Source organism: Streptomyces sp. NPDC101219 (genome assembly GCF_044767675.1).
GTDB lineage: Bacteria > Actinomycetota > Actinomycetes > Streptomycetales > Streptomycetaceae > Streptomyces.
Genome location: NZ_JBIWOK010000018.1, coordinates 52,962 through 73,516, shown reverse-complemented (window position 1 = coordinate 73,516; position 20,555 = coordinate 52,962). Strand labels below are relative to the sequence as shown.

At 74.1% G+C, this 20,555-nt stretch carries 17 protein-coding genes and 1 riboswitch; of the genes, 12 read left to right on the top strand and 5 right to left on the bottom strand.

Annotation, left to right across the window (positions count from 1 at the left end; all coding sequences use genetic code 11):
- Positions 1 to 15: 15 nt before the first annotated feature.
- Positions 16 to 717 carry a TetR family transcriptional regulator gene (locus ACIRPP_RS28190; RefSeq protein ID WP_192232831.1) on the top strand — a complete coding sequence of 234 codons (702 nt, stop codon included), beginning with the start codon at positions 16 to 18 and terminating at the stop codon, positions 715 to 717.
- Positions 718 to 866: 149 nt separating this feature from the next.
- Here ACIRPP_RS28190 and ACIRPP_RS28185 read toward each other — a convergent pair whose 3' ends face one another.
- Both ACIRPP_RS28185 and ACIRPP_RS28180 read right to left on the bottom strand, forming a co-directional pair.
- The gene (locus ACIRPP_RS28185; RefSeq protein WP_403648418.1) at positions 867 to 1,100 is read right to left on the bottom strand and encodes a ferredoxin; all 234 of its coding nucleotides are present in this window, start codon (positions 1,098 to 1,100) and stop codon (positions 867 to 869) included.
- Between the two features lie 5 nt (positions 1,101 to 1,105).
- Entirely contained in the window at positions 1,106 to 2,563 is a 1,458-nt protein-coding gene (locus tag ACIRPP_RS28180; protein ID WP_403648416.1) for an aldehyde dehydrogenase, read from the bottom strand.
- 318 nt (positions 2,564 to 2,881) lie between these two features.
- Between ACIRPP_RS28180 and ACIRPP_RS28175 the strand changes: the two genes are divergently transcribed.
- From ACIRPP_RS28175 to ACIRPP_RS28140, 8 genes are all read left to right on the top strand, one after another.
- Positions 2,882 to 3,913 (top strand): MBL fold metallo-hydrolase, encoded by a 1,032-nt coding sequence (locus ACIRPP_RS28175; RefSeq protein ID WP_403648413.1) that lies wholly within the window; start codon positions 2,882 to 2,884, stop codon positions 3,911 to 3,913.
- Positions 3,914 to 4,140: 227 nt separating this feature from the next.
- A riboswitch (cobalamin riboswitch) is annotated at positions 4,141 to 4,213 on the top strand.
- A gap of 129 nt (positions 4,214 to 4,342) precedes the next feature.
- Positions 4,343 to 5,581: a prenyltransferase/squalene oxidase repeat-containing protein gene (locus ACIRPP_RS28170; protein WP_403648410.1), complete on the top strand. Its 1,239-nt coding sequence runs from the start codon at positions 4,343 to 4,345 to the stop codon at positions 5,579 to 5,581.
- Positions 5,578 to 6,291: an SCO2322 family protein gene (locus ACIRPP_RS28165; RefSeq protein ID WP_403648407.1), complete on the top strand. Its 714-nt coding sequence runs from the start codon at positions 5,578 to 5,580 to the stop codon at positions 6,289 to 6,291. Before ACIRPP_RS28170 ends, ACIRPP_RS28165 begins: the two co-directional genes overlap by 4 nt.
- 79 nt (positions 6,292 to 6,370) lie before the next feature.
- Complete coding sequence (locus ACIRPP_RS28160; RefSeq protein ID WP_403648573.1) at positions 6,371 to 7,492, top strand: energy-coupling factor transporter transmembrane component T; 1,122 nt, start codon at positions 6,371 to 6,373, stop codon at positions 7,490 to 7,492.
- Positions 7,489 to 9,165 carry an ABC transporter ATP-binding protein gene (locus ACIRPP_RS28155; RefSeq protein WP_403648405.1) on the top strand — a complete coding sequence of 559 codons (1,677 nt, stop codon included), beginning with the start codon at positions 7,489 to 7,491 and terminating at the stop codon, positions 9,163 to 9,165. The genes ACIRPP_RS28160 and ACIRPP_RS28155 overlap by 4 nt, the downstream gene beginning before the upstream one ends.
- Positions 9,162 to 10,061, top strand: a complete 900-nt coding sequence (locus ACIRPP_RS28150) for an ECF transporter S component (protein WP_403648403.1) — start codon at positions 9,162 to 9,164, stop codon at positions 10,059 to 10,061. Before ACIRPP_RS28155 ends, ACIRPP_RS28150 begins: the two co-directional genes overlap by 4 nt.
- A gap of 278 nt (positions 10,062 to 10,339) precedes the next feature.
- Entirely contained in the window at positions 10,340 to 10,756 is a 417-nt protein-coding gene (locus ACIRPP_RS28145) for a transglycosylase SLT domain-containing protein (protein ID WP_403648400.1), read from the top strand.
- Between the two features lie 207 nt (positions 10,757 to 10,963).
- Positions 10,964 to 12,475 carry a DUF4246 domain-containing protein gene (locus ACIRPP_RS28140; protein ID WP_403648398.1) on the top strand — a complete coding sequence of 504 codons (1,512 nt, stop codon included), beginning with the start codon at positions 10,964 to 10,966 and terminating at the stop codon, positions 12,473 to 12,475.
- Between the two features lie 34 nt (positions 12,476 to 12,509).
- On the opposite strand, the gene ACIRPP_RS28135 is transcribed toward ACIRPP_RS28140, so the two are convergent.
- The gene (locus ACIRPP_RS28135; RefSeq protein WP_403648395.1) at positions 12,510 to 13,748 is read right to left on the bottom strand and encodes a cytochrome P450; all 1,239 of its coding nucleotides are present in this window, start codon (positions 13,746 to 13,748) and stop codon (positions 12,510 to 12,512) included.
- Between the two features lie 272 nt (positions 13,749 to 14,020).
- Between ACIRPP_RS28135 and ACIRPP_RS28130 the strand changes: the two genes are divergently transcribed.
- Together ACIRPP_RS28130 and ACIRPP_RS28125 are read left to right on the top strand one after the other, a co-directional pair.
- A complete protein-coding gene (locus ACIRPP_RS28130; protein WP_403648393.1) occupies positions 14,021 to 15,190 on the top strand; it encodes a steroid 3-ketoacyl-CoA thiolase in 1,170 nt (389 codons plus the stop codon).
- A 154-nt stretch (positions 15,191 to 15,344) separates the two neighbouring features.
- Entirely contained in the window at positions 15,345 to 16,982 is a 1,638-nt protein-coding gene (locus ACIRPP_RS28125; RefSeq protein ID WP_403648390.1) for a hypothetical protein, read from the top strand.
- On the opposite strand, the gene ACIRPP_RS28120 is transcribed toward ACIRPP_RS28125, so the two are convergent.
- Entirely contained in the window at positions 16,936 to 18,984 is a 2,049-nt protein-coding gene (locus tag ACIRPP_RS28120; RefSeq protein WP_403648387.1) for a bifunctional glycosyltransferase 87/phosphatase PAP2 family protein, read from the bottom strand. The genes ACIRPP_RS28125 and ACIRPP_RS28120 overlap by 47 nt on opposite strands.
- Positions 18,985 to 19,366: 382 nt before the next feature.
- On the opposite strand from ACIRPP_RS28120, the gene ACIRPP_RS28115 reads away from it, so the two are divergent.
- Positions 19,367 to 20,047 carry an O-methyltransferase gene (locus ACIRPP_RS28115; RefSeq protein ID WP_403648384.1) on the top strand — a complete coding sequence of 227 codons (681 nt, stop codon included), beginning with the start codon at positions 19,367 to 19,369 and terminating at the stop codon, positions 20,045 to 20,047.
- 57 nt (positions 20,048 to 20,104) lie between these two features.
- On the opposite strand, the gene ACIRPP_RS28110 is transcribed toward ACIRPP_RS28115, so the two are convergent.
- Positions 20,105 to 20,497, bottom strand: coding sequence for a hypothetical protein (locus ACIRPP_RS28110; protein WP_403648381.1), 393 nt, complete (start codon positions 20,495 to 20,497; stop codon positions 20,105 to 20,107).
- Positions 20,498 to 20,555: the final 58 nt, after the last annotated feature.

Genomic DNA, 20,555 nt, shown 5'->3' with positions numbered 1-20,555 from the left:
CACGGAACGGGACCCATGCCCGCGGAAGCCAACCCAGACAAGGCGACCAAGGCGGCCAGGCCGGCCAAGGCGGACAGGACGGCGACGGCCGGAACCGGAGCCGGCGGCGCACGGCCCCCCTCCCCGGCGTCCCCGCTCACCGAGCGGCAGGAGGCCCGTCGGCGCCGCATCCTGCACGCGAGCGCCCAACTGGCCAGCCGGGGCGGGTTCGACGCGGTCCAGATGCGTGAGGTCGCGGAGTCCTCGCAGGTGGCCCTGGGCACGCTGTACCGCTACTTCCCGTCCAAGATCCACCTGCTGGTCGCGACGATGCAGGACCAGCTGGAGCACATGCACGGCACGCTCCGGAAGAAGCCCCCGGCCGGGGAGAGGGCGGCCGAGCGGGTGGCGGAGACCCTGATGCGGGCCTTCCGCGCGCTCCAGCGGGAGCCGCACCTGGCCGACGCCATGGTGCGCGCCCTGACCTTCGCGGACCGCAGCGTGAGCCCTGAGGTCGACCAGGTGTCGCGCCAGACCACGGCGATCATCCTGGACGCCATGGGCCTGGAGGACCCCACCGCCGACCAGTTGTCCGCGGTGCGGGTCATCGAGCACACCTGGCACTCGGCCCTGATCACCTGGCTGTCGGGGCGGGCCTCCATCGCCCAGGTGAAGATCGACATCGAGACGGTGTGCCGGCTGATCGATGTGACGGCCCCGGAGGCGGGCGGCTCCTGACGGGACCGGCCGACGCCACCACGGACACGTGACACCACGGACCACCACGGACACGTGACACCACGGACACGTGGCACCACCCGCACCCGTGCCTCCACCCGCGCACCCGCACCACCGCCGGGCGGCGGCGGTACCGGCCGGCGGCCCGTCTACTCGTCCGGCGGGAACACCGTCTCCCCGCTGCCCGGCAGGGTGATCGTGATGGCCTCGACGGGGCAGTTCTCGGCCGCCGCGAGGACGTCCTCGTCGGCGTCGGTGTCCGGCTCCACCGCGTGCGACTGGCGGGCGGAGTCCAGCCGGAAGGCGTCCGGCGCCCGGTGCACACAGGTGCCGGAGCCGATGCACAGGGAACGGTCGACCTCGACGTGCCAGCGGTCGCCCATCCCGCTCAGCCCTCCCGTCCGGCCGGCAGGTGGATCATCTTGTGCTCCAGGTACGCGCCGTAGCCCTCGGGCCCGAACTCCCGCCCGATGCCGGAGTTCTTGTAGCCGCCGAAGGGCCCCAGCATGTCGAGGCTGAAGGTGTTGACCGAGTAGGTCCCGGTGCGGACCTGGCGGGCCACGTCGATGCCGTGCTCCACGTCGGACGTCCACACGCTGCCGCTCAGCCCGTACTCGGAGTCGTTGGCGATCTTCACCGCGTCGGCCTCGTCGTCGTAGGGGAGCAGGCAGATCACCGGGCCGAAGATCTCCTCCCGGGCGATCCGCATCGCGTTGTCGACGTCCCCGAACAGGGTCGGCTCCACGTACCAGCCCCTCTCCAGGCCCGCCGGACGCCCGCCGCCGGCCAGGATCTTGGCGCCCTCCTCCTGTCCGAGGCGGATGTAGTCGAGGCTGCGCCGCCGCTGGCGCTCGGCGACCAGCGGGCCGACCTGGGTGGCCGGGTCCAGCGGGTCGCCGACGACCAGGTCGCCCGCCGCGGCCGCCAGGGCGTCGGCGAACTCGTCGTAGCGGGAGCGGGGCAGCAGGATGCGGGTCTGGGCCACGCACGCCTGGCCGTTGTTCATCCAGGCGGACGGCACGATCCCGGCGACGGTCGTGACGAGGTCCGCGTCCGGCAGCACCACGGCCGCCGACTTGCCGCCCAGTTCCAGCGTGACCCGGGTGAGGTTGCGCGCGGCCACCTCCATCACCCGCCGCCCGGCCGGCACCGACCCGGTGAACGCCACCTTGTCGACCCCGGGGTGTCCGACCAGGTACTCGCTGACCTCGCGGTCGGCCGGGAGGATGGACAGCACGCCCTCGGGCAGTCCCGCCTCCCGCGCGATGTCGCCCAGCAGATACGCGTCGAGGGGCGACTCGGGGGACGGTTTCAGCACCACCGTGCAGCCGGCCAGCAGCGCGGGCCCCAGCTTGGCGGCGGCGACGAACTGCGGGACGTTCCAGGGGACGACGGCCGCGACCACCCCGACGGGTTCGCGCCGCACGAGGATCCGCCCGAGGACCCCGTCCCGCGCCTCCTCGGGCGCGACGCCCCGCGCGACGGTGATCGCCGCGTCCCACACCATGACCGCGCCGAACGCCTGCGCCGGCACACTCCAGGAGTACGGGGAGCCGTTCTGGGCGGAGATCACGCGGGCGATCTCGTCGTGCCGGGCGGCGAGGCCGTCCTTGATCCGGGCGACGACCGCGATCCGCTCCTCCAGGGACGTGCGGGGCCACGGCCCCTCGTCGAAGGCGCGCCGGGCGACGGCGACGGCCCGGTCCACGTCCGCGGTGGAGGCGTGCGGGACGCGGCCGATGACCTCCTCGGTGTGCGGGGAGACCACGTCGATGACGTCCGTGCCCAGCGGGTCGGTCAACTCCCCGCCGATGAACAGCTGTCCGTGTTCCACGAGCTCGGTCATGGCCGACTGCCTCCCCGGGAGCCTCGTCACCGGACGCCGGACTGCACGTCGTCCCGAGCCCTCGGCCCGGGACCCCCGGATCCGGACTCGGATCCCGGATCCCGGATCCGGCATCTCCCTGACGCTCCATCAGATTCTGGTACCGGAACAGATACCAGCTCCCCGCCGGACAGTCCACGGGCGCGGCACCCCCCAAGTTGAGGGCCGGCCCCTCCGGGAGATGAGGGCCGGCCCCTCCGGGCCGGAAGTTGTCCCGGGCCCCCATCGAAACGCGTTCTAGTTATAGTGGTCGGGGACGCGGGCGGCGACGGGGGAACCATGACGCAGACGCGAGTGCACGACCACGGCGGCGGCGTCCGCTCCCTGGAGGTGCCGATCCCGGACAACCCCCTCGGCCACACCCTGGTGTACGTCGTCGACACCGACGCCGGACCCGTGCTGATCGACACCGGCTGGGACGACCCGGCCTCCTGGGCCACCCTCACCGAGGGACTGAACGCCTGCGGCACCGCGGTCTCCGAGATCCACGGCGTCGTCGTCACCCACCACCACCCCGACCACCACGGCCTGTCCGGCGCCGTGCGCGAGGCGTCCGGCGCCTGGATCGCGATGCACGCGGCGGACGCGGCCGTCGTCCGCCGCACCCATGAGGCGCCGCCCGCCCGCTGGTTCGCCTACATGACCGCCAAACTCGTCGCGGCCGGCGCCCCCGAGGACCACGTGGCACCCCTGCGCCACGCCCGCGGACGCTCCCTGCCCGGCCTCTCCCCCGCCGTACCGGACCGCGAGATCGTCCCCGGCGAACTCCTCGACCTGCCGGGCCGCCGGCTGCGCGCCGTCTGGACCCCCGGGCACACCCCCGGCCACGTCTGCCTGCACCTGGAGGAGGAGCACCCCGCACGGCTCCCCGGCCACGGGCGGCTGTTCTCCGGCGACCACCTGCTGCCCGGCATCACCCCCCACATCGGCCTCTACGAGGACCCCGACGACACCACCGTGACCGACCCGCTCGGCGACTACCTGGACTCCCTCGAACGCGTCGGCCGCCTGGCTCCCGCCGAGGTCCTCCCGGCCCACCAGCACGCCTTCACCGACCCCGGCGCCCGCGTCGCCGAACTCCTCGCCCACCACGAGACCCGGCTCACCGGCCTGCTCGCCCTCCTCACCGACCCGCTCACGCCCTGGCAGCTCGCGGAGCGCATGGAGTGGAACCGCCCCTGGGCCGAGATCCCGTACGGGTCCCGCACCATCGCCGTCTCCGAGGCGGAGTCCCACCTGCGCCGCCTGGTGAAACTGGGCCGCGCCGAGGCGGTCCCCGGCAGCGACCCGGCGACGTACGTCGCGGTCTGAGCCACCGGACGGCACCCCGCCCCGCCCACTCGCCTCCGTCCCCGGCGTGCGCCCTCCCTCCCGGCCGCACCCGCGCGCCCCTTCCGGACGCGACCGCGCCGGTCCGGCCGGAACCCCGCCCGCCCCGTCACACCCCCCACGTGACCTCGGCCACCTCCCGCCCACCGGCCCCGGTCGCCTGTTCGGGGGGCGGGTAGAGTGGCCGCGTCGTCATCACACCCGTACGGGGGGAAGCCGGTGCGAATCCGGCGCTGACCCGCAGCCGTGAGCCGTCCCAGCGGACGGCGAGCCGGAATGCCCCGCACGGACCGTGACCGGCTCACGTGCCCGGCAGTCCGCCGGAGCACGGCACCGTCGAGGTATACGGAGCCGAGCCGCCGGGGTGTCCCGTGCTGCCCGACTCCCCTCAGGGAGAGGCACCCGCCCATCATGAACCTCCGCCGTAGCGCCGCGGTCCTGGCCGCCGTCGCCGTGATCGGCGCCGCCGCGCCGGCCGCAGCCGACTCGTCCCCGTCGCCGTCGCCGTCCGCGAAACTGCCCGCCGCCCTCTTCGGCGACGGCGACCCGCAGTACGACGGCGTCTGGCGCCAGTCGCTCGCCCTGCTCGCCCAGGACACCGCCGGGGTCCGGCCCGCCGCGTCGGCCGTCGACTGGCTGACCGGGCAGCAGTGCGCCGACGGATCCTTCGGCCCGTACCGTGCCGACACCTCCAAGGCGTGCGACGCCAAGACCATGGTGGACACCAACCAGACCGCCGCCGCCGTGCAGGCGCTCACCGCGCTCGGCGGCCACGACGAGGTCACCGGCAAGGCCGTCGACTGGCTGAAGTCGGTGCAGAACAAGGACGGCGGCTGGGGCTACACCGCGGGCGGTGCCAGCGACACCAACTCCACCTCCGTCGTCGTCGGCGCACTGGCCGCCGCCGGGGAGAAGCCCGGCGAGGTGACGAAGGACGGCAGGTCCCCCTACGACGCGCTGCGGAAGCTGGCACTGCCCTGCGACGACAAGGAGGGCCCGGGGGCCTTCGCCTTCCAGCCCGACAAGAAGGGCGCCCTGGTCCCCAACGCGGACGCCACCGCCGCCGGTGTGCTCGGCTCCCTCGGCGCCGGCCTGGTCGTCGAGCCCGGCAAGGGCGACGGGACGGCGGCCGACGGCTGTGCGAAGGCCGACACCCCCGAGCAGGCCGCGGCCAACGGCGCCGCGTACCTCACCGAGGCCCTGGCCGAGGACGGCCACCTCGTCTCCTCCCTCCCCGGCGCCGAGGACCAGCCCGACTACGGCAACACCGCCGACGCGGTCGTGGCGCTGTCCGCGCAGGGCGCGACGGCGCCCGCGAAGAAGTCGCTGGCCTGGCTGGAGAAGAACGCCGCCGACTGGGCCGCCCAGAGCGGCCCCGCCGCCTACGCCCAGCTGATCCTGGCCGCCCACGCCACCGGCGCCGACCCCCGCGCCTTCGGCGGCACCGACCTCGTCGAGAAGCTCGGCGCGACCGGCCCGGCCCCGGCCGCGGACCGGGCGGCGGCGAAGACCGGCGCGTCCGACGCGGACGAGAAGAAGGACGAGTCGGACTCCGGCTTCGGCATCTGGTGGTTCGTCGGCGTCTGCCTGGTCGCCGGTATCGGCGTCGGCTTCCTGGTCAGCGGCCGCAACAAGCGGCAGCAGTCGTGATCCGCCGGCTCACCGTCCTGCTCCTGACCGCGCTCGTGCCCCTGTCCGCCGTGCTGGCGGGCGCGGGCCAGGCGCAGGCGGCCGGCTACCGCTACTGGTCCTTCTGGGAGCGCGACGGCGGACAGTGGACGTACGCCACCGAGGGCCCCTCCACAGCCCGCCCCGCCGACGGCGACGTCCAGGGCTTCCGCTTCTCCGTCAGCGAGGACTCCGGCGACGCCGCCAAACCCCGCGGCGCGGCCGGCTTCGACTCCATCTGTGCCGGCACCCCGGCGCAGGACGGCCGCAAGCGGGTCGCGCTGGTCCTCGACTTCGGCACCGCCGCCGACGCCCCGTCCGGCGAGACCCCGCCCGAGGGGCGCACGGTCTGCGCCCGGGTCGCCGAGAACGCGACGACCGCGCAGGCCCTGGCCGCCGTGGCCAAGCCGCTGCGCTACAACACCAACGCCCTGCTGTGCGCCATCGAGGGCTACCCGGAGTCGGGCTGCGGGGAACAGGTCTCGGGCACGGCACCGGGCGGCGAGACCTCCGGGAAGGACTCCTCGGCGACCGGAGGGGACGCGTCGGAGTCGTCGGACTCCGCGCGTTCCGCGGACTCCTCGGCCTCCTCGGACGGTGACGGCGGGCCGTCGCTGGGACTCGTCGCCGGGATCGCCGTCGTGGTGTTCCTGGGCGCGGCCGCCATCTGGCAGGTACGCCGTCGTGGCTGAGCCCCGGCCCCGCCGGACCGGCGGCCGGCCGGCGTCCCGCGACGCCGGCCGGCCGCCCCGGGACGGCTCGCGCGCCGGGGTGCATGAGCGCCCCGGGCGGGCCGTCGCCTCCGGGCACCGGTCCGGGCCGTCGCTCCACCCGGGCGCCTGGTGGCTGTGGGCGCTCGGGCTCGGCACCGCCGCCACCCGCACCACCAACCCGCTGCTGCTGTGCCTCCTGGTGAGCGTCTCCGCGTACGTCGTGGCGACGCGCCGCCCGAACGCGCCCTGGGCCCGCTCCTACAGCGCGTTCGTCAAGCTGGCGCTCGCCGTGCTGGTGATCCGGCTGCTCTTCGCGATCGTCCTCGGCTCGCCCATCCCCGGCAGCCACGTGGTCGTGTCCCTCCCCGAAGTCCCGCTGCCCGACTGGGCGCAGGGCATCCGGCTCGGCGGCGAGGTCACCGCCGAAGCCCTCACCTTCGCCCTGTACGACGGCCTGAAGCTGGCCACGCTGCTCATCTGCGTCGGCGCCGCGAACGCCCTCGCCAACCCCTCCCGTCTGCTGAAGTCCCTGCCGGGCGCCCTGTACGAGATGGGCGTGGCGGTCGTCGTGGCGCTGACCTTCGCCCCGAACCTGATCGCCGACGTGCAGCGGCTGCGGGCCGCCCGGCGGCTGCGGGGCCGTCCCGACAAGGGCGTGCGGGGTCTGCTGCAGGTCGGACTGCCGGTGCTGGAGGGCGCGTTGGAGCGGTCGGTCGCGCTGGCCGCCGCGATGGACGCCCGCGGCTACGGCCGCAGCGCCGAGGTCCCGCCCGCCGTCCGCCGGACCACCGCCGCGCTCACCCTCGGCGGTCTGCTCGGGGTGTGCGCCGGGACGTACGGGCTGCTCACCGCGGAGGGCGGCCGGTACGGTCTGCCGGTCCTCCTCGCCGGTCTGGCCACCGCGCTGGCGGGCCTGTGGCTCGGCGGCCGGAGGTCCCTGCGCACCCGCTACCGGCCGGACCGCTGGGACGTGCGGGCCTGGCTGGTCGCCGGTTCCGGCGCGGCCGTGGCCGCCGCGCTGTTCGTGGCCGCCGCCCGTGACCCGGCGGCCCTGCACCCCGGCGTGGTGCCGCTGGTGGCACCGACGTTCCCCCTGTGGCCCGCGGCGGCCGTCCTGGCCGGTCTGCTGCCCGCCTTCGTCACGCCCGCGCCCGAGGACAACCGCAAGGAGCTGCCGTGATCCGCTTCGAGAACGTCTCGGTGACGTACGACGGCGCGGACGAACCCTCCGTCCGGGGCGTCGACTTCGAGGCCCCCGAGGGAGAACTCGTCCTGCTCGTCGGCCCGTCGGGGGTCGGCAAGTCGACGGTGCTGGGCGCGGTCAGCGGCCTGGTGCCGCACTTCACCGGCGGCACCCTGCGCGGCCGGGTCACGGTCGCCGGCCGGGACACCCGCACCCACAAGCCGCGCGAACTGGCCGACGTGGTCGGCACCGTCGGCCAGGACCCGCTGTCCCACTTCGTCACCGACACCGTCGAGGACGAGCTCGCCTACGGCATGGAGTCGCTGGGGCTCGCCCCCGACGTGATGCGCCGCCGCGTCGAGGAGACCCTCGACCTGCTCGGCCTCGCCGACCTGCGCGACCGTTCCATCTCCACCCTGTCGGGCGGGCAGCAGCAGCGCGTCGCCATCGGCTCCGTCCTCACCCCGCACCCCCGGGTGCTGGTGCTGGACGAGCCGACCTCCGCGCTGGACCCGGCGGCGGCCGAGGAGGTCCTCGCGGTCCTGCAGCGGCTGGTGCACGACCTCGGCACGACGGTCCTGATGGCCGAGCACCGCCTGGAACGCGTCATCCAGTACGCCGACCAGGTCGTCCTGCTGCCCGGCCCGGGCGAGGCCCCGCGGCTGGGCACGCCCGCCGAGGTCATGGCGGTCTCCCCGGTGTTCCCGCCGGTGGTGGACCTGGGCCGGCTGGCGGGCTGGAGCCCGCTGCCGCTGACCGTCCGTGACGCGCGCCGCCGGGCCGCTCCCCTGCGGCAGCGTCTGGCGGACGCCGCGGCGGCCCGGCCCGAGACCGCATCCGAGGAACCCCGGAACCCGGCCCCCTCCCCCGCGCGCAGGCGGCTGTTCAAGCGGCCCGGCGGCGACACCCCGGCCCCGCCCACCGTGGCGGAGGTCCGGGACCTGGCCGTCCGACGTGACCGCGTCCAGGCGCTGCGCCGGATCGACCTCACCGTCACGCCCGGCGAGACCATCGCGCTGATGGGCCGCAACGGCGCCGGGAAGTCGACGCTGCTCAGCGCGCTGGTGGGGCTGGTGGAGCCGTCCGGCGGCTCGGTCCGCGCGGGCGACGCGGTCCCCCACCGCACCCGCCCCCGCGACCTGATCCGCCGCGTCGGCCTCGTCCCGCAGGAACCCCGCGACCTGCTCTACGCGGACACCGTCGCCGGGGAGTGCGCCGCCGCCGACCAGGACGCGGACGCCGAGCCGGGCACCTGCCGGGCCCTGCTGTCCGAGCTGCTGCCCGGCATCCCGGACGACACCCACCCCCGCGACCTGTCCGAGGGCCAGCGCCTCACGCTCGCCCTGGCGGTGGTCCTCACCGCCCGCCCGCCGCTGCTCCTGCTGGACGAGCCGACCCGCGGCCTGGACTACGGCGCGAAGGCCCGCCTGGTGACCCTGCTGCGCGCGCTGGCCGCCGAGGGGCACGCCATCGTGATGGCCACCCACGACGTCGAACTGGCGGCGGACCTCGCCCACCGGGTCGTGCTGCTCGCCGAGGGCGAGGTCATCGCCGACGGGCCCGCCGCGGAGGTCGTCGTCGCGTCCCCGTCCTTCGCGCCGCAGGTCGCCAAGATCCTCGCCCCCCAGCACTGGCTCACGGTGCCCCAGGTCCGCGAGGCGCTGTCATGACGCCCCAGGAGCCCCAGGGCGCGCCCCGGCCGGAACAGGGCCCGGAGCGCAGCCCGGGGGCCGTGGACCGGCAGGCGCGGGCCATCCGGCTGGGCCCCCGGTCCCTGGCCGCGCTGGCCCTGGTCAGCGCGGTGGGCGTGGCCGGTTTCGGCTGGCCGTTCCTCGCCCCGCCCGCCTCCACCCTGAACGCCCACGCCCAGGACGCGCCCTGGCTGTTCGCGGGCCTGCTGGTCCTGCTGGTCGCGGTCGTGGCGGCGACGATCTCGGAATCGGGGCTCGGGCCGAAGGCCGTGGCCATGCTGGGCGTGCTGGCGGCGACGGGGGCGGCGCTGCGCCCCATCGGCGCGGGCACGGCCGGCCTGGAACCCATGTTCTTCCTGATGGTGCTCAGCGGCCGGGTCCTCGGCCCGGGCTTCGGCTTCGTCCTCGGCTCGGTCACCATGTTCGCGTCCGCCCTGCTCACCGGCGGGGTCGGCCCGTGGCTGCCGTTCCAGATGCTGGCGATGGGCTGGTTCACCATGACCGCCGGTCTCCTGCCCGGCCCGGACCGTCTGCGGGGCCGCACCGAGGTGGTGATGCTCGCGGTCTACGGCTTCCTCGCCGCGTTCGCCTACGGCACGGTGATGAACATGTCGGGCTGGCCCTTCATGTCCGCCCTGGCCTCGAACATCTCCTTCGACCCGGACGCGTCCGTCCCCGCCAACCTGGCCCGCTTCCTCGCGTACTGCCTGGCGACGTCCCTCGGCTGGGACCTGGGCCGCGCCCTGCTGACCCTCGTCCTCACGCTGACGCTCGGCGTGCCCGTGCTCAAGGCGCTGCGCAGAGCCACCCGCCGGGCGGCCTTCGAGGCGCCGGTCACCTTCGGCGACGCCACGGACGTGAAGCACCCCACATGACGTGGATCACCTACGAAGCGGGGCCGTAGGCGGCAGCCCGCGGCCCCGCTCGCGTGACCAGCGCAAAGCCCGTCCGTCCGGGCCGCCGGGCACCCCCCACCTGGCCGCCCGAACTAGTAAAAACGGTCTTTGCGGACATCTGTCCGGCCTGTTTCTCTGGACGACGTCGCCAGGCGCCGACGTGCCCCACGGGGCCGCGGCGCCGCCGTATGCCCCGCGGAGTGCCCGCGGCTCCCGCACACGGCGGCGACCCACCGCTCCCGACCGAAAGGCCGCCCGTGTCCGCCGCTTCCCTCCTCCGCTCCCTCGCCACCCCGAAGAAGGCCGTCGCCGGTGCCGCCCTGGCCGCCGCGGCCTGCGGCACGCTGATCGCCGCCGCACCCGCCCAGGCCGCCCCGTCGGAGGCCGCCTCGGCACAGGCGACCGCGAAGAAGATGATCGGCAACTCGGCCCAGTACGAGTGCTTCTCCAGGATCGTCCAGCACGAGAGCAACTGGGACGTCGGCGCCACGAACGCCTCCAGCGGCGCCTACGGCCTGGTCCAGGCCCTGCCCGGCAACAAGATGGCCTCGGCCGGCTCCGACTGGAGGACCAACCCCGAGACCCAGATCGAGTGGGGCCTTGACTACATGAAGGACCGTTACGGCAGCGCCTGCGGCGCCTGGGACTTCTGGCAGTCCAACGGCTGGTACTGACCCCGGCCGGCCCGCACCCCGCGGACATCCCCCCATACCGAAGGCGGCGCCCCCTGATCCCCGGGGCGTCGCCTTCGCCCGTTCCGGGACGCCCGGGCCCCGCGAGCGGACACCGACGGGTTCCGGCCGGTTCGGACCGCGGCGGCGGTGTCAGTCCCCTGTCGTATCGTTCCCGCCATCGCACACCGACCTGGAGGTCCCCCAGACGTGACCGGCCTGTCCGCTTTCCCGTTGCCCTTCGCCTCGTCCTCGCGTTCCCCTTCGCTCTCGGCTCCCCGCACCCTGCGGGAGCTCGAGATGATGGCGTGCAGCGCGCACATACGGGAGAAGCCGGAGTGGTTCACCAAGATGAACGACGCCGACGTCGTCGCCCGGTGGACCCGGGAGGCTCTCGCGCAGGGGCTGACCGAGGCACAGACGCGGTACGTGCTGGACGAGTTGCGGCACTACGCGGCGCTGCGTGATCCGCGCACCGGGATCGAGGTGTCCGGGGTCGACGGGGTGTGGCAGTCGGACAGCCTGATCGACGACGCCCTCGGCGCGCGCCTCCGGGAGGCGGCCCGGGTGCTGGAAAACGTGCCCGAGGAGGAGCTGGACTGGCATCCCGGGTCCGGCGGCCAGGTGCTGGACCTGGTGCACCCGTCCCTGTTCTGCCTGGTGCGCGGGGTGAGCGGGGGGCCGGAGCGGGCGTGGGAGAACCGGGCGGGCCAGTACGCGAAGTACGAGTTCTCGGAGAAGTTCCAGTGGCTGCCCACGGACGCCGACGTCGGCGCGGACGGAGACGTCGTCTTCCGTTCGTACGTCAACAACGTCCACCCGGAGGCGCATGCCGGACTGGCTGCCGTGCTGCCGGAGCTGTTCGCCCGGTTCCGCCCGCTGTTCGAGAACGTGCTGACCGATCTGCGCCATCCGCGGCCGCTGCGGGTCGAGGCCGATCCCTACGCGTGGTACGACTCCGAGCCCGAGTACCCGGACCGGTCCTCCTTCAGCGACGACGCGGCCCACGCCGAAGCCCTGGAGGCGTGGGAGCAGGCCCAGGACGACTGGTGGGAGAACCGCCGGCCGGTCGTGCCGGACGCCCCGGACTTCACCCCGCCGGAGGTGCCCGACGCGTCCGCCCGGGTCGACCTGCGCGGGCGCCGTCTGCAGGTCATCGTCAAGCTGGCCACCATCCGGCTCACCCCGGACCAGCCCGAGTACGCGGGCGGTTCCTGGCACGTCGAGGGGATGCTGAACGAGCGGATCGTCTCGACCGGCATCCACTACTGGGACAGCGAGAACATCACCGAGAGCCGGCTGAACTTCCGCGCGGCGCTCGACGACCCGGAGTACGAGCAGAACGACGACAACGGTCTGCGGGAGGTCTACGGCCTGGAGAACGAGGACGCGCTGAACCAGGTGCTGGGCTCGGCGTCGACCCCGGCGGGCCGCTGCCTCGCCTTCCCGAACGTGCTGCAGCACCGCGTCGGAGCGTTCCGCCTCGCGGACCCCACCCGCCCGGGGCACCGCAAGATCCTCGCGTTCTTCCTGGTCGACCCGTCGGAGAAGATCGTCTCGACGTCGGACGTGCCGCCGCAGCAGCCGTGGTCCGGGACGTCGACGATGTCACTGGAGCAGGCCAAGGAGTACCGCGAAGAGCTCATGCAGGAGCGGAAGTTCTTCGTCGACGAGCACAACGAGCAGCTCTACGAGCGGGAGTTCTCCCTCTGCGAGCACTGATCCGGCGCCGCGCGGCGGCGGGTGGCGGCCCGCGTCAGCCGGCCGTCACCCGCAACTCCTTCACGCCGTTGATCCACGCGGAACGCAGCCGGCGCGGAGGCGCGACCAGCCGCAGCCCGGGCATCGCGTCGGCCAGCGCATGGAAGATGAGGTCGATCTCCAGGACGGCCAGGGACTTGCCCAGGCAGTAGTGCGGACCGCCGCCGCCGAAACCGAGGTGGGGGTTGGGGTCGCGGGTGATGTCGAAGGAGCCGGGGTCGGTGAAGACATCGGGGTCGTGGTTGGCGGAGGAGTAGAAGAGGCCGACGCGGTCGCCCTTCCTGATCCGCCGGCCGCCGAGTTCGGTGTCCTGGGTGGCGGTGCGCTGGAAGGCGACCACGGGGGTGGCCCAGCGGACGATCTCCTCCGCCGCCGTCGCCGGGCGCCGCTCCTTGTAGAGGTCCCACTGGCCGGGGTGGGTGAGCAGGGCGTGCATGCCGTGGGTGATGGCGTTGCGGGTGGTCTCGTTGCCCGCGACGGCGAGCATCAGCACGAAGAAGCCGAACTCGTCGCTGCTGAGGTTGCCCTCGTCCTCGGCGGCGACCAGTTGCGACACGATGTCCTGCGCGGGGCACCGTTTCCGGTCGGCGGCCATGTTCATCGCGTAGGCGAGGATCTCGGTGGCGGACTCGGCGCCGACCTCGGCGGTGACGGCGTACTCGGGGTCGTCGTAGGCGATCATGCGGTTGGACCAGTCGAAGATCCTGCCGCGGTCCTCCTGCGGGACGCCGATCAGTTCGGCGATGGCCTGGAGGGGCAGTTCGCAGGCGATCTCGGTGACGAAGTCGAAGGGGCCCGTGTGGGCCGCGCGGGCCCCGGCGACGATGGCGCGGGCCCTGGAGCGCAGGCGGTCCTCCAGGGCGCGGATCGCGCGGGGGGTGAAGCCGCGCTGGACGATCTGCCGGACCCGGGTGTGCTCCGGCGGGTCCATGTTGAGCAGGATGAAGCGCTGGGCGTCGATCGCGTCACGTTCGATGTGCTCGTTGAAGCGGATGATCGCCGTGTTGAGGGTCGACGAGAACAACTCGGGGTGTGTGGAGACGTACTTGACGTCCGCGTGCCGGGTGACGGCCCAGTAGCCCCGGTCCTGGAACCCGGCGACCCCTTCGGGCTGGCCGATCCAGTGGACCGGTGCGGTCCGGCGCAGCTCGGCGAACTCCGGGAGCGGCACGCGGTGGTGCAGCACGTCCGGGTCGGTGAAGTCGAACCCCTCGGGGAGCGCTGGACAGTGCATGGGCTACTCCAGCCGTTTGCCGATGATCTGACGGTCCATCAGACAGAGCTGAGGGGACCGTAGTAACGGGTTCCACAAGTCGCAAGGCATGTGTTCGGGCCGATTCCGGGCCGATTCGGCGCCGACCACCCCTTCTGCGCTGCACGACCCTTGCGGCACCCGACGCCGGGTCAGCAGACTGCGGGGAGAACTAGAACGCGTACTAGTTCTGCGTGGCGGGTCGGGCCGGGACGCCCCGCGCCGCGCGGGTACCCGAGGAGAGGACACCCCCCATGGCCGCGGAGCCCGTGATCGTCGAAGCCGTGCGCACCCCCGTCGGCCGCCGCGGCGGCTCGCTCGCGAACCTCCACCCCGCCTACCTCCTGGGCGAGACCTACCGCGAACTCCTGGGCCGCACCGGCATTCCCGCCGACTGCGTCGAGCAGATCGTCAGCGGCACGGTCACCCACGCCGGCGAGCAGTCCATGAACCCCGCGCGCACCGCCTGGCTCACCATGGGCCTGCCCTACGAGACGGCCGCGACCACCGTCGACTGCCAGTGCGGCTCCTCCCAGCAGGCCGCGCACCTGACCGCCAACATGATCGCGGCGGGCGTCATCGACGTCGGCCTGTCCTGCGGGGTGGAGTCGATGTCCCGGGTGCCGCTGGGCTCGGCGTCCAGGCACGGGCCGGGCAAGCCCTTCCCGGACGAGTGGAACGTGGACCTGCCCAACCAGTTCGAGGCGGCCGAACGCATCGCGCGGCACCGCGGCATCACGCGCGAGGACGTGGACCGGCTGGGGCTGCTCTCCCAGGAGCGGGCCGCGGCGGCCTGGGCGGAGGAGCGTTTCAAGCGGGAGACCTTCGCCGTGCAGGTGCCCACCACCGAGGACGAGCAGCGGGCCGGCCAGGGCATGTGGCGTCTGATGGACCGCGACGAGGGGCTGCGCGACACGTCGATGGAGGCGCTCGGCGCCCTGAAGCCGGTGATGCCCCGGGCCGTGCACACGGCGGGCAACTCCTCCCAGATCTCCGACGGCGCGGCAGCGATCCTGTGGGCGTCCAAGCGGATGGCACGGGCGCTGAAGCTGAAGCCGCGGGCACGGATCGTCGCGCAGGCACTGGTCGGCGCCGACCCGCACTTCCACCTCGACGGTCCCGTCGACGCGACCCACGCGGTGCTCGGCAAGGCGGGCATGACGCTGCGGGACATCGACCTCGTGGAGATCAACGAGGCGTTCGCCTCCGTGGTGCTGAGCTGGGCGCGGGTCTTCGAACAGGACCTGGACAAGGTGAACGTCAACGGCGGCGCGATCGCCCTCGGCCACCCGGTGGGCGCGACGGGCGCCCGGCTCATCACCACCGCGCTGCACGAACTGGAGCGCACGGACAGGGAGTTCGCGCTCATCACGATGTGTGCGGGCGGCGGCCTCGCCACGGGGACGATCATCCAGCGCCTGTGAGCCGCGCGCCCCGCGCCGGCCCGCCGACGGCCGCGCGCCCCCCACCCGCCGAGCACCGCCGAGCCCCGCCCGGCATCGCACGCTCCTCTCGTCCGGACCGGCGAAGGCAGCACCCCGACTGAACTCCCCCACCCCGTTCCACGTCTTCCTTGACGTGGCCCCTACAGATCTCGCCCTGCCCCGGCAGCCCCGGCGAGCAGGCCCGCACCCACGGCGGAACCAACCCCTCCGCCCGCTGTACGCACGGCACCGCGTCCCCCTGCTCGCCACCCTCCCCGTCCTGCCCCTGTACGTCCTGTGGACGCTGGTCCTCGCGACCGGCGGCGGCGACCTGGCCGCGCAGGACGCCTGGGCCGGGTTCGTGACCCGGCACGGGAGTTCCGCGTACAACCTGTTCTGGTACGGCGGGATGCACACCGCCAACTACAGCCTCGTCTCCCCGTATCTGATGGCCGGGCTCGGGGTGCGGACGGTGACCGTGCTGGCGGGGGTCGCCGGCACCTGGCTGGCGGCTCTCCTGGTGGTGCGGGCCCGGCTGCCGAGGCCGCTGCCCGTCGCGCTCCTCGCCTCCCTCGCCCTGTGGTGCAACGTGGCCTCGGGGCGCACCACCTTCGCCCTCGGGGTCGCCTTCGGGCTCGCCGCCTGCGTGATGCTGAGCCGCGGCGACCGGTACGTCCTGGCGGCCGCGCACGCCGGCCTCGCCACCATGGCGTCCCCGGTGGCGGGGCTGTTCCTGGCGGTCGTCGGCGCGGGGTTCCTGCTCGCCCGGCAGCCCGCCCGGGCCGTCGCCCTGCTCGTCCCGCCCGCCGTGGTCGTCGGGGCGACCACGCTGCTGTTCCCCTTCTCCGGCGAGCAGTTGATGCCCGCGCCCCGCATCTGGCCGCCCGTGCTGCTCGGGCTGGCGGTCACCGTCCTCGCCCCGCGCGGCTGGCGTGTGGCCCGGTGGAGCGGGGCCGTGTACGCCGCCGGGACCGTCCTGACGTATCTGATCCCCTCCCCCGTCGGCACGAACGTGGAGCGGCTCGCCGAGTACGCGGCCCCCGTCGTGCTGCTGGCGGCGCTGCTCGCCCGGCCGGGCCTGCGGGCCGTGCGGCGCACCCTGCTGATCGGCGTGCTGGTGCTCGCGACGGCCTGGACGGGCCAGAAGACCGTCGACGACCTGAAGGTGTCGACGGCCGTGCCGGCCTGGGCCGCGCACACCGAGGGCGTCGTCCGCGCGCTGAAGGGGCTCGGCGCCGACCGCACCCGCGTCGAGGTGGTGCCCGCCCGCAACCACCGCGAGGCCGTCGCGCTCGCGCCGCACGTGCACCTGGCGCGCGGCTGGAACCGTCAGCTCGACGTGGAGCGCGGCCGGCTCTTCTACGACGGGACGTTCTCCGCCGCGGCCTACCGGGAGTGGCTGGACCGCTGGGCGGTCGGCTTCGTCGTGCTGCCCCTGGGCACGCCCGACGGGTTCGCCGAGGAGGAGGCGCGGCTGGTCCGGGACGCCCGGCCCGACTGGCTGCTGCCCGTGTGGCGGGACGCCCACTGGCAGGTGTTCCGGGTGCGGGACGCGGTGCCCCTGGTGTCCCCGCCGGGCACCGTGCTGCGCACCTCCGGCGCGGAGATCGTCGTCCGGGTGTCCGCGCCGGGGCCGGTGACGGTGCGGGTGGCGTACTCGCCGTGGCTGCGGTCCGACGGCGGCTGCCTGAGCCGGCAGGGCGAGGTCACCCGGCTCACCGTGCCGGCGCCGGGCGTGTACCGGATCAGCTCGGAGTACGGTCCTTCTCCGGCACCGTCGGCGCGCTGCTGACGGCGACGGCGGTGACCGTCCGGGCGCGGGGCCCCTGGAGCGCGTAGGTCAGTCCGAAACCGGCGGCGACGACGACGGCGCCGCCCACCGCGTCCAGGATCCAGTGGTTGCCGGTGGCCACGATCGCGGCGGCCGTGAAGAGGGGGTGCAGCAGGCCGAGGAGTTTCATCCAGGCTCTGGGCGCGATGACCGCGATGACCACCCCGCACCACAGGGACCAGCCGAAGTGCAGCGAGGGCATCGCCGCGTACTGGTTGGTGAGGGCGGTGAGGGTGCCGTAGTCGGGCTGGGCGAAGTCCTGCACGCCGTGCACGGTGTCGATGATGCCGAGGTGCGGCATCAGGCGCGGCGGGGCCAGCGGGTACAGCCAGAAGCCGACGAGGGCGAGCAGGGTGGTGAAGCCGAGGGCGGAGCGGGCCCAGCGGTAGTCGACGGGGCGCCGCCAGTACAGCAGTCCGAGGACGGTGAGCGGGACGACGAAGTGGAACGACGTGTAGTAGAAGTCGAAGAAGTTCCGCAGCCAGTCGATCTTCACCACGGCGTGGTTGACCGCGTGCTCGATGTCCAGGTGGAGCAGGCGTTCGAGGTCGAGGATCTGCTGCCCGTGCTCCTCCGCGCGCGCCCGGCCCGCGGAGTTGCTGCCGCCGGTCGCCGCCAGCCGCACCTGGGAGTAGGCGGCGTAGGTGACGCGGATCAGCAGCAGTTCCAGCAGGAGGTTGGGCCGGGTGAGGACCCGGCGCAGGAACGGCAGCAGCGGGACGTGCCGGAAGCGGCTGGGCACCGGCGCCGCGTACCGGGTCGGCACGGGCTCCTCGAAGCAGGGGGAGGTGCGGGACAGGAAGGGGACCACGGTGGCGGCGGCCAGCGCGGCCAGCAGCACGATGTTGTCCCGCACCGGGTACAGCACCGCCATGTTCGGCAGGATCATCGTGGCCGGCAACGTCATCACCAGCACGACGGCGACGGGCCACACCGGCCGGTCGGAGGCGCGCCGGCCGACCCGGCCGACGACGGCGAGCAGCAGCCACAGGAGCTGGTGCTGCCAGGCGGCCGGGGAGACGACGATGGCGACGCAGCCGGTGACGGCGACCGCGAGGAGGAGCTGGCCGTCGCGGGCGTAGCGGACGGCGCGGCGCAGGCCGAGGACGACGACGGCCGCGCCGAGCAGCAGGAACAGGCCGATCTCCAGCGGGCCCTCCAGACCGAGCCGGAGCAGGGCGCCGTGCAGGGACTGGTTGGCGAGGGCGTCGGCGGGGCCGCCGAGGCCGACGCCGGACACGTGGTGGACCCAGTAGGTGTAGGAGTCCTGCGGCATCGCGGCCCAGGCGAGGGCGGTGCTGAAGGCGAAGGTGACGCCGGAGGCGACGGCGGCCCGGCGGCGGTCGGTGAACCACAGCAGCGGGGCGAACAGCAGCAGGGTGGGCTGGAGCGCCGCCGCGAGCCCGACGAGGACACCGCTGGTGCGGGAGCCGCGGGCGGCGAAGCAGCCGAGGAGGACCAGCAGGACGGGGAGGATGCTGGTCTGGCCGAGCCAGAGGGCGTTGCGGACCGGCAGGGACAGCACGAGCAGGCTGACGGCGACCGGCGCGGCGAGCAGCGCGGTGCGGCGGCCGACCGGCTGGGGCAGGGCGCGCACCGCGACCAGGCCGAGGGCGACGACCAGCAACAGTGTGCCGAAGGTCCACCCCCAGCCGAGCGCTTCTTCAGCCGATCGGGTGAAGGGTTTGAGGACCAGCCCGTTGAAGGGGGTGCCGGTGAAGCTGCTGGAGTCGTAGAGGGATCCGCTGACCCGCAGCACGCCGTCGGGGCCCACCCAGGTCTCCAGGTCGGTGAGGCGTTCGCCGCGGGGGGTGGTCAGGACGACGGCGACCTGGCGTGCGGCGAGGAGGGCGGCGACCAGCCACAGTCCGAGGCGCAGCGTGGTCAGCCGTGCCGGGGTTCCGGCGACGGCCGCCGCCTCCAGCGCCTTCGCCGCTCGCCCCCTGTGCTCCGCATTCGCCACGCCTCGTCGGCCTCCCGCCCCGTCGTCGCGCGCTCCCGCGCGCGGGAATCCCTCCGTGAACCCTATGAGAGAGACGCTGTCCGCCCCCGGTCGACCTGACGTCTCTTCCGCTTTTGTCCGGAAGAGACTAGACGGCGGTCCGCCGGGCCGCCTCCCGGCAGGCGCGAGCACCCCGCTGCGCGGACCCGTCCCCCGCTACGGCTCGCTCTCGGCCGGCTTCGACGTGTCCGTGTCCCTGTTCGGCGGGCGGGGCCGCACGCCGTGCCCGGGGCGGGCGGAACACACCGCGTGAATCCCTGACGGGCGCGGGGCGCCCGGCGTATCTTCCTTAGCGATCCTAGTTAGTGAAGCTAATCACCTGATTCCGGGAAGGTACGGATCCTTGAGCGATTCCCCGCAGCAGTGGCACGAGGTGGACGACTACTTCACCGGCCGTCTCCTCACCAACGCCCCCGACGACGCCCTGGAGGCCGCGCTGCGCGACAGCGCGGCCGCCGGGCTCCCGCCCATCGCCGTCGCCCCCACCCACGGCAAGCTCCTGCACCTCCTCGCCGCGGTACAGGGCGCCCGCCGGATCCTGGAGATCGGCACGCTCGGCGGCTACAGCACCATCTGGCTGGGCCGCGCCCTGCCCGCCGACGGGCGGCTGATCACCCTGGAGTACGACCCGAAGCACGCCGAGGTCGCCACCCGCAACATCGCCCGCGCCGGTCTCGCCGAGCGGGTCGAGGTGCGGGTGGGCGCGGCCCTGGACTCCCTGGCCCGGCTCGCCGAGGAGGAGGTGCCGCCCTTCGACCTGGTGTTCATCGACGCCGACAAGGTCAACAACCCGCACTACGTGGAGTGGGCGCTGAAGCTGACCTCCGCGGGCGCGCTGATCATCGTGGACAACGTGGTCCGGGGCGGCCGCGTCGCCGACCCGGACGACGACGCCCCCGACGTGGTCGGCACCCGCGCCGCCCTCGACCTCATCGGCAGCCACCCGCGGCTGGACGGCACCGCGCTCCAGACCGTCGGCGTCAAGGGCTACGACGGCTTCGCCCTGGCGCGCGTGGTGGCGTGAGCGGTGCCCGGGGGCCGCGCAGGCGACGACGGCCCGCGTGGCCGGCCCGCCCGGCTCTCACCCCTCGTGGTAGAAGCCCACGTTGACGCTGCGCGGGGCGGCGCGGTCCTGGACGACGACCTCGCCGCTGCCGCCCCGGGGCAGGGCGACGGTGCCGCCGTAGGGGACGGGCTGGGTGTACTCCCCCACGGTCAGCCGGACCTCGGAGGACGGCTCCGGCAGGGAGCCGCGCAGCCAGGTCAGGTGCCAGCCGCCGTCCGGTCCGCACCGGAACTCCAGGTGCACCCGGGAGACGAACAGCCAGTCGTCCGGCGTCGACAGCCGGCACACCGCCTTGTCGCGGCCCACCCGCAGCACGGCGCCCGGCTCGCTGGGCGCGTCGGCCATGAGCATCCCGGCCGTGGCGCCCTCTTCGGCCGCGGACACGGCGGCCATGGTGAGTTCGAGCACGTGCGCTCCTCCTGAGCAGTCCTGGCGGGCCGGAGGGGCCCGGCCCGACGGTGGCCGC

What these genes read in the sequence shown, in the direction of transcription:
- ACIRPP_RS28180 (WP_403648416.1), bottom strand. Translation starts at nt 2,563, where the DNA reads ATGACCGAGCTCGTGGAACACGGACAGCTGTTCATCGGCGGGGAGTTG.
- ACIRPP_RS28170 (WP_403648410.1), top strand. Translation starts at nt 4,343, where the DNA reads ATGAACCTCCGCCGTAGCGCCGCGGTCCTGGCCGCCGTCGCCGTGATC.
- ACIRPP_RS28185 (WP_403648418.1), bottom strand. Translation starts at nt 1,100, where the DNA reads ATGGGCGACCGCTGGCACGTCGAGGTCGACCGTTCCCTGTGCATCGGC.
- ACIRPP_RS28190 (WP_192232831.1), top strand. Translation starts at nt 16, where the DNA reads ATGCCCGCGGAAGCCAACCCAGACAAGGCGACCAAGGCGGCCAGGCCG.
- ACIRPP_RS28130 (WP_403648393.1), top strand. Translation starts at nt 14,021, where the DNA reads ATGGCCGCGGAGCCCGTGATCGTCGAAGCCGTGCGCACCCCCGTCGGC.
- ACIRPP_RS28135 (WP_403648395.1), bottom strand. Translation starts at nt 13,748, where the DNA reads ATGCACTGTCCAGCGCTCCCCGAGGGGTTCGACTTCACCGACCCGGAC.
- ACIRPP_RS28150 (WP_403648403.1), top strand. Translation starts at nt 9,162, where the DNA reads ATGACGCCCCAGGAGCCCCAGGGCGCGCCCCGGCCGGAACAGGGCCCG.
- ACIRPP_RS28175 (WP_403648413.1), top strand. Translation starts at nt 2,882, where the DNA reads ATGACGCAGACGCGAGTGCACGACCACGGCGGCGGCGTCCGCTCCCTG.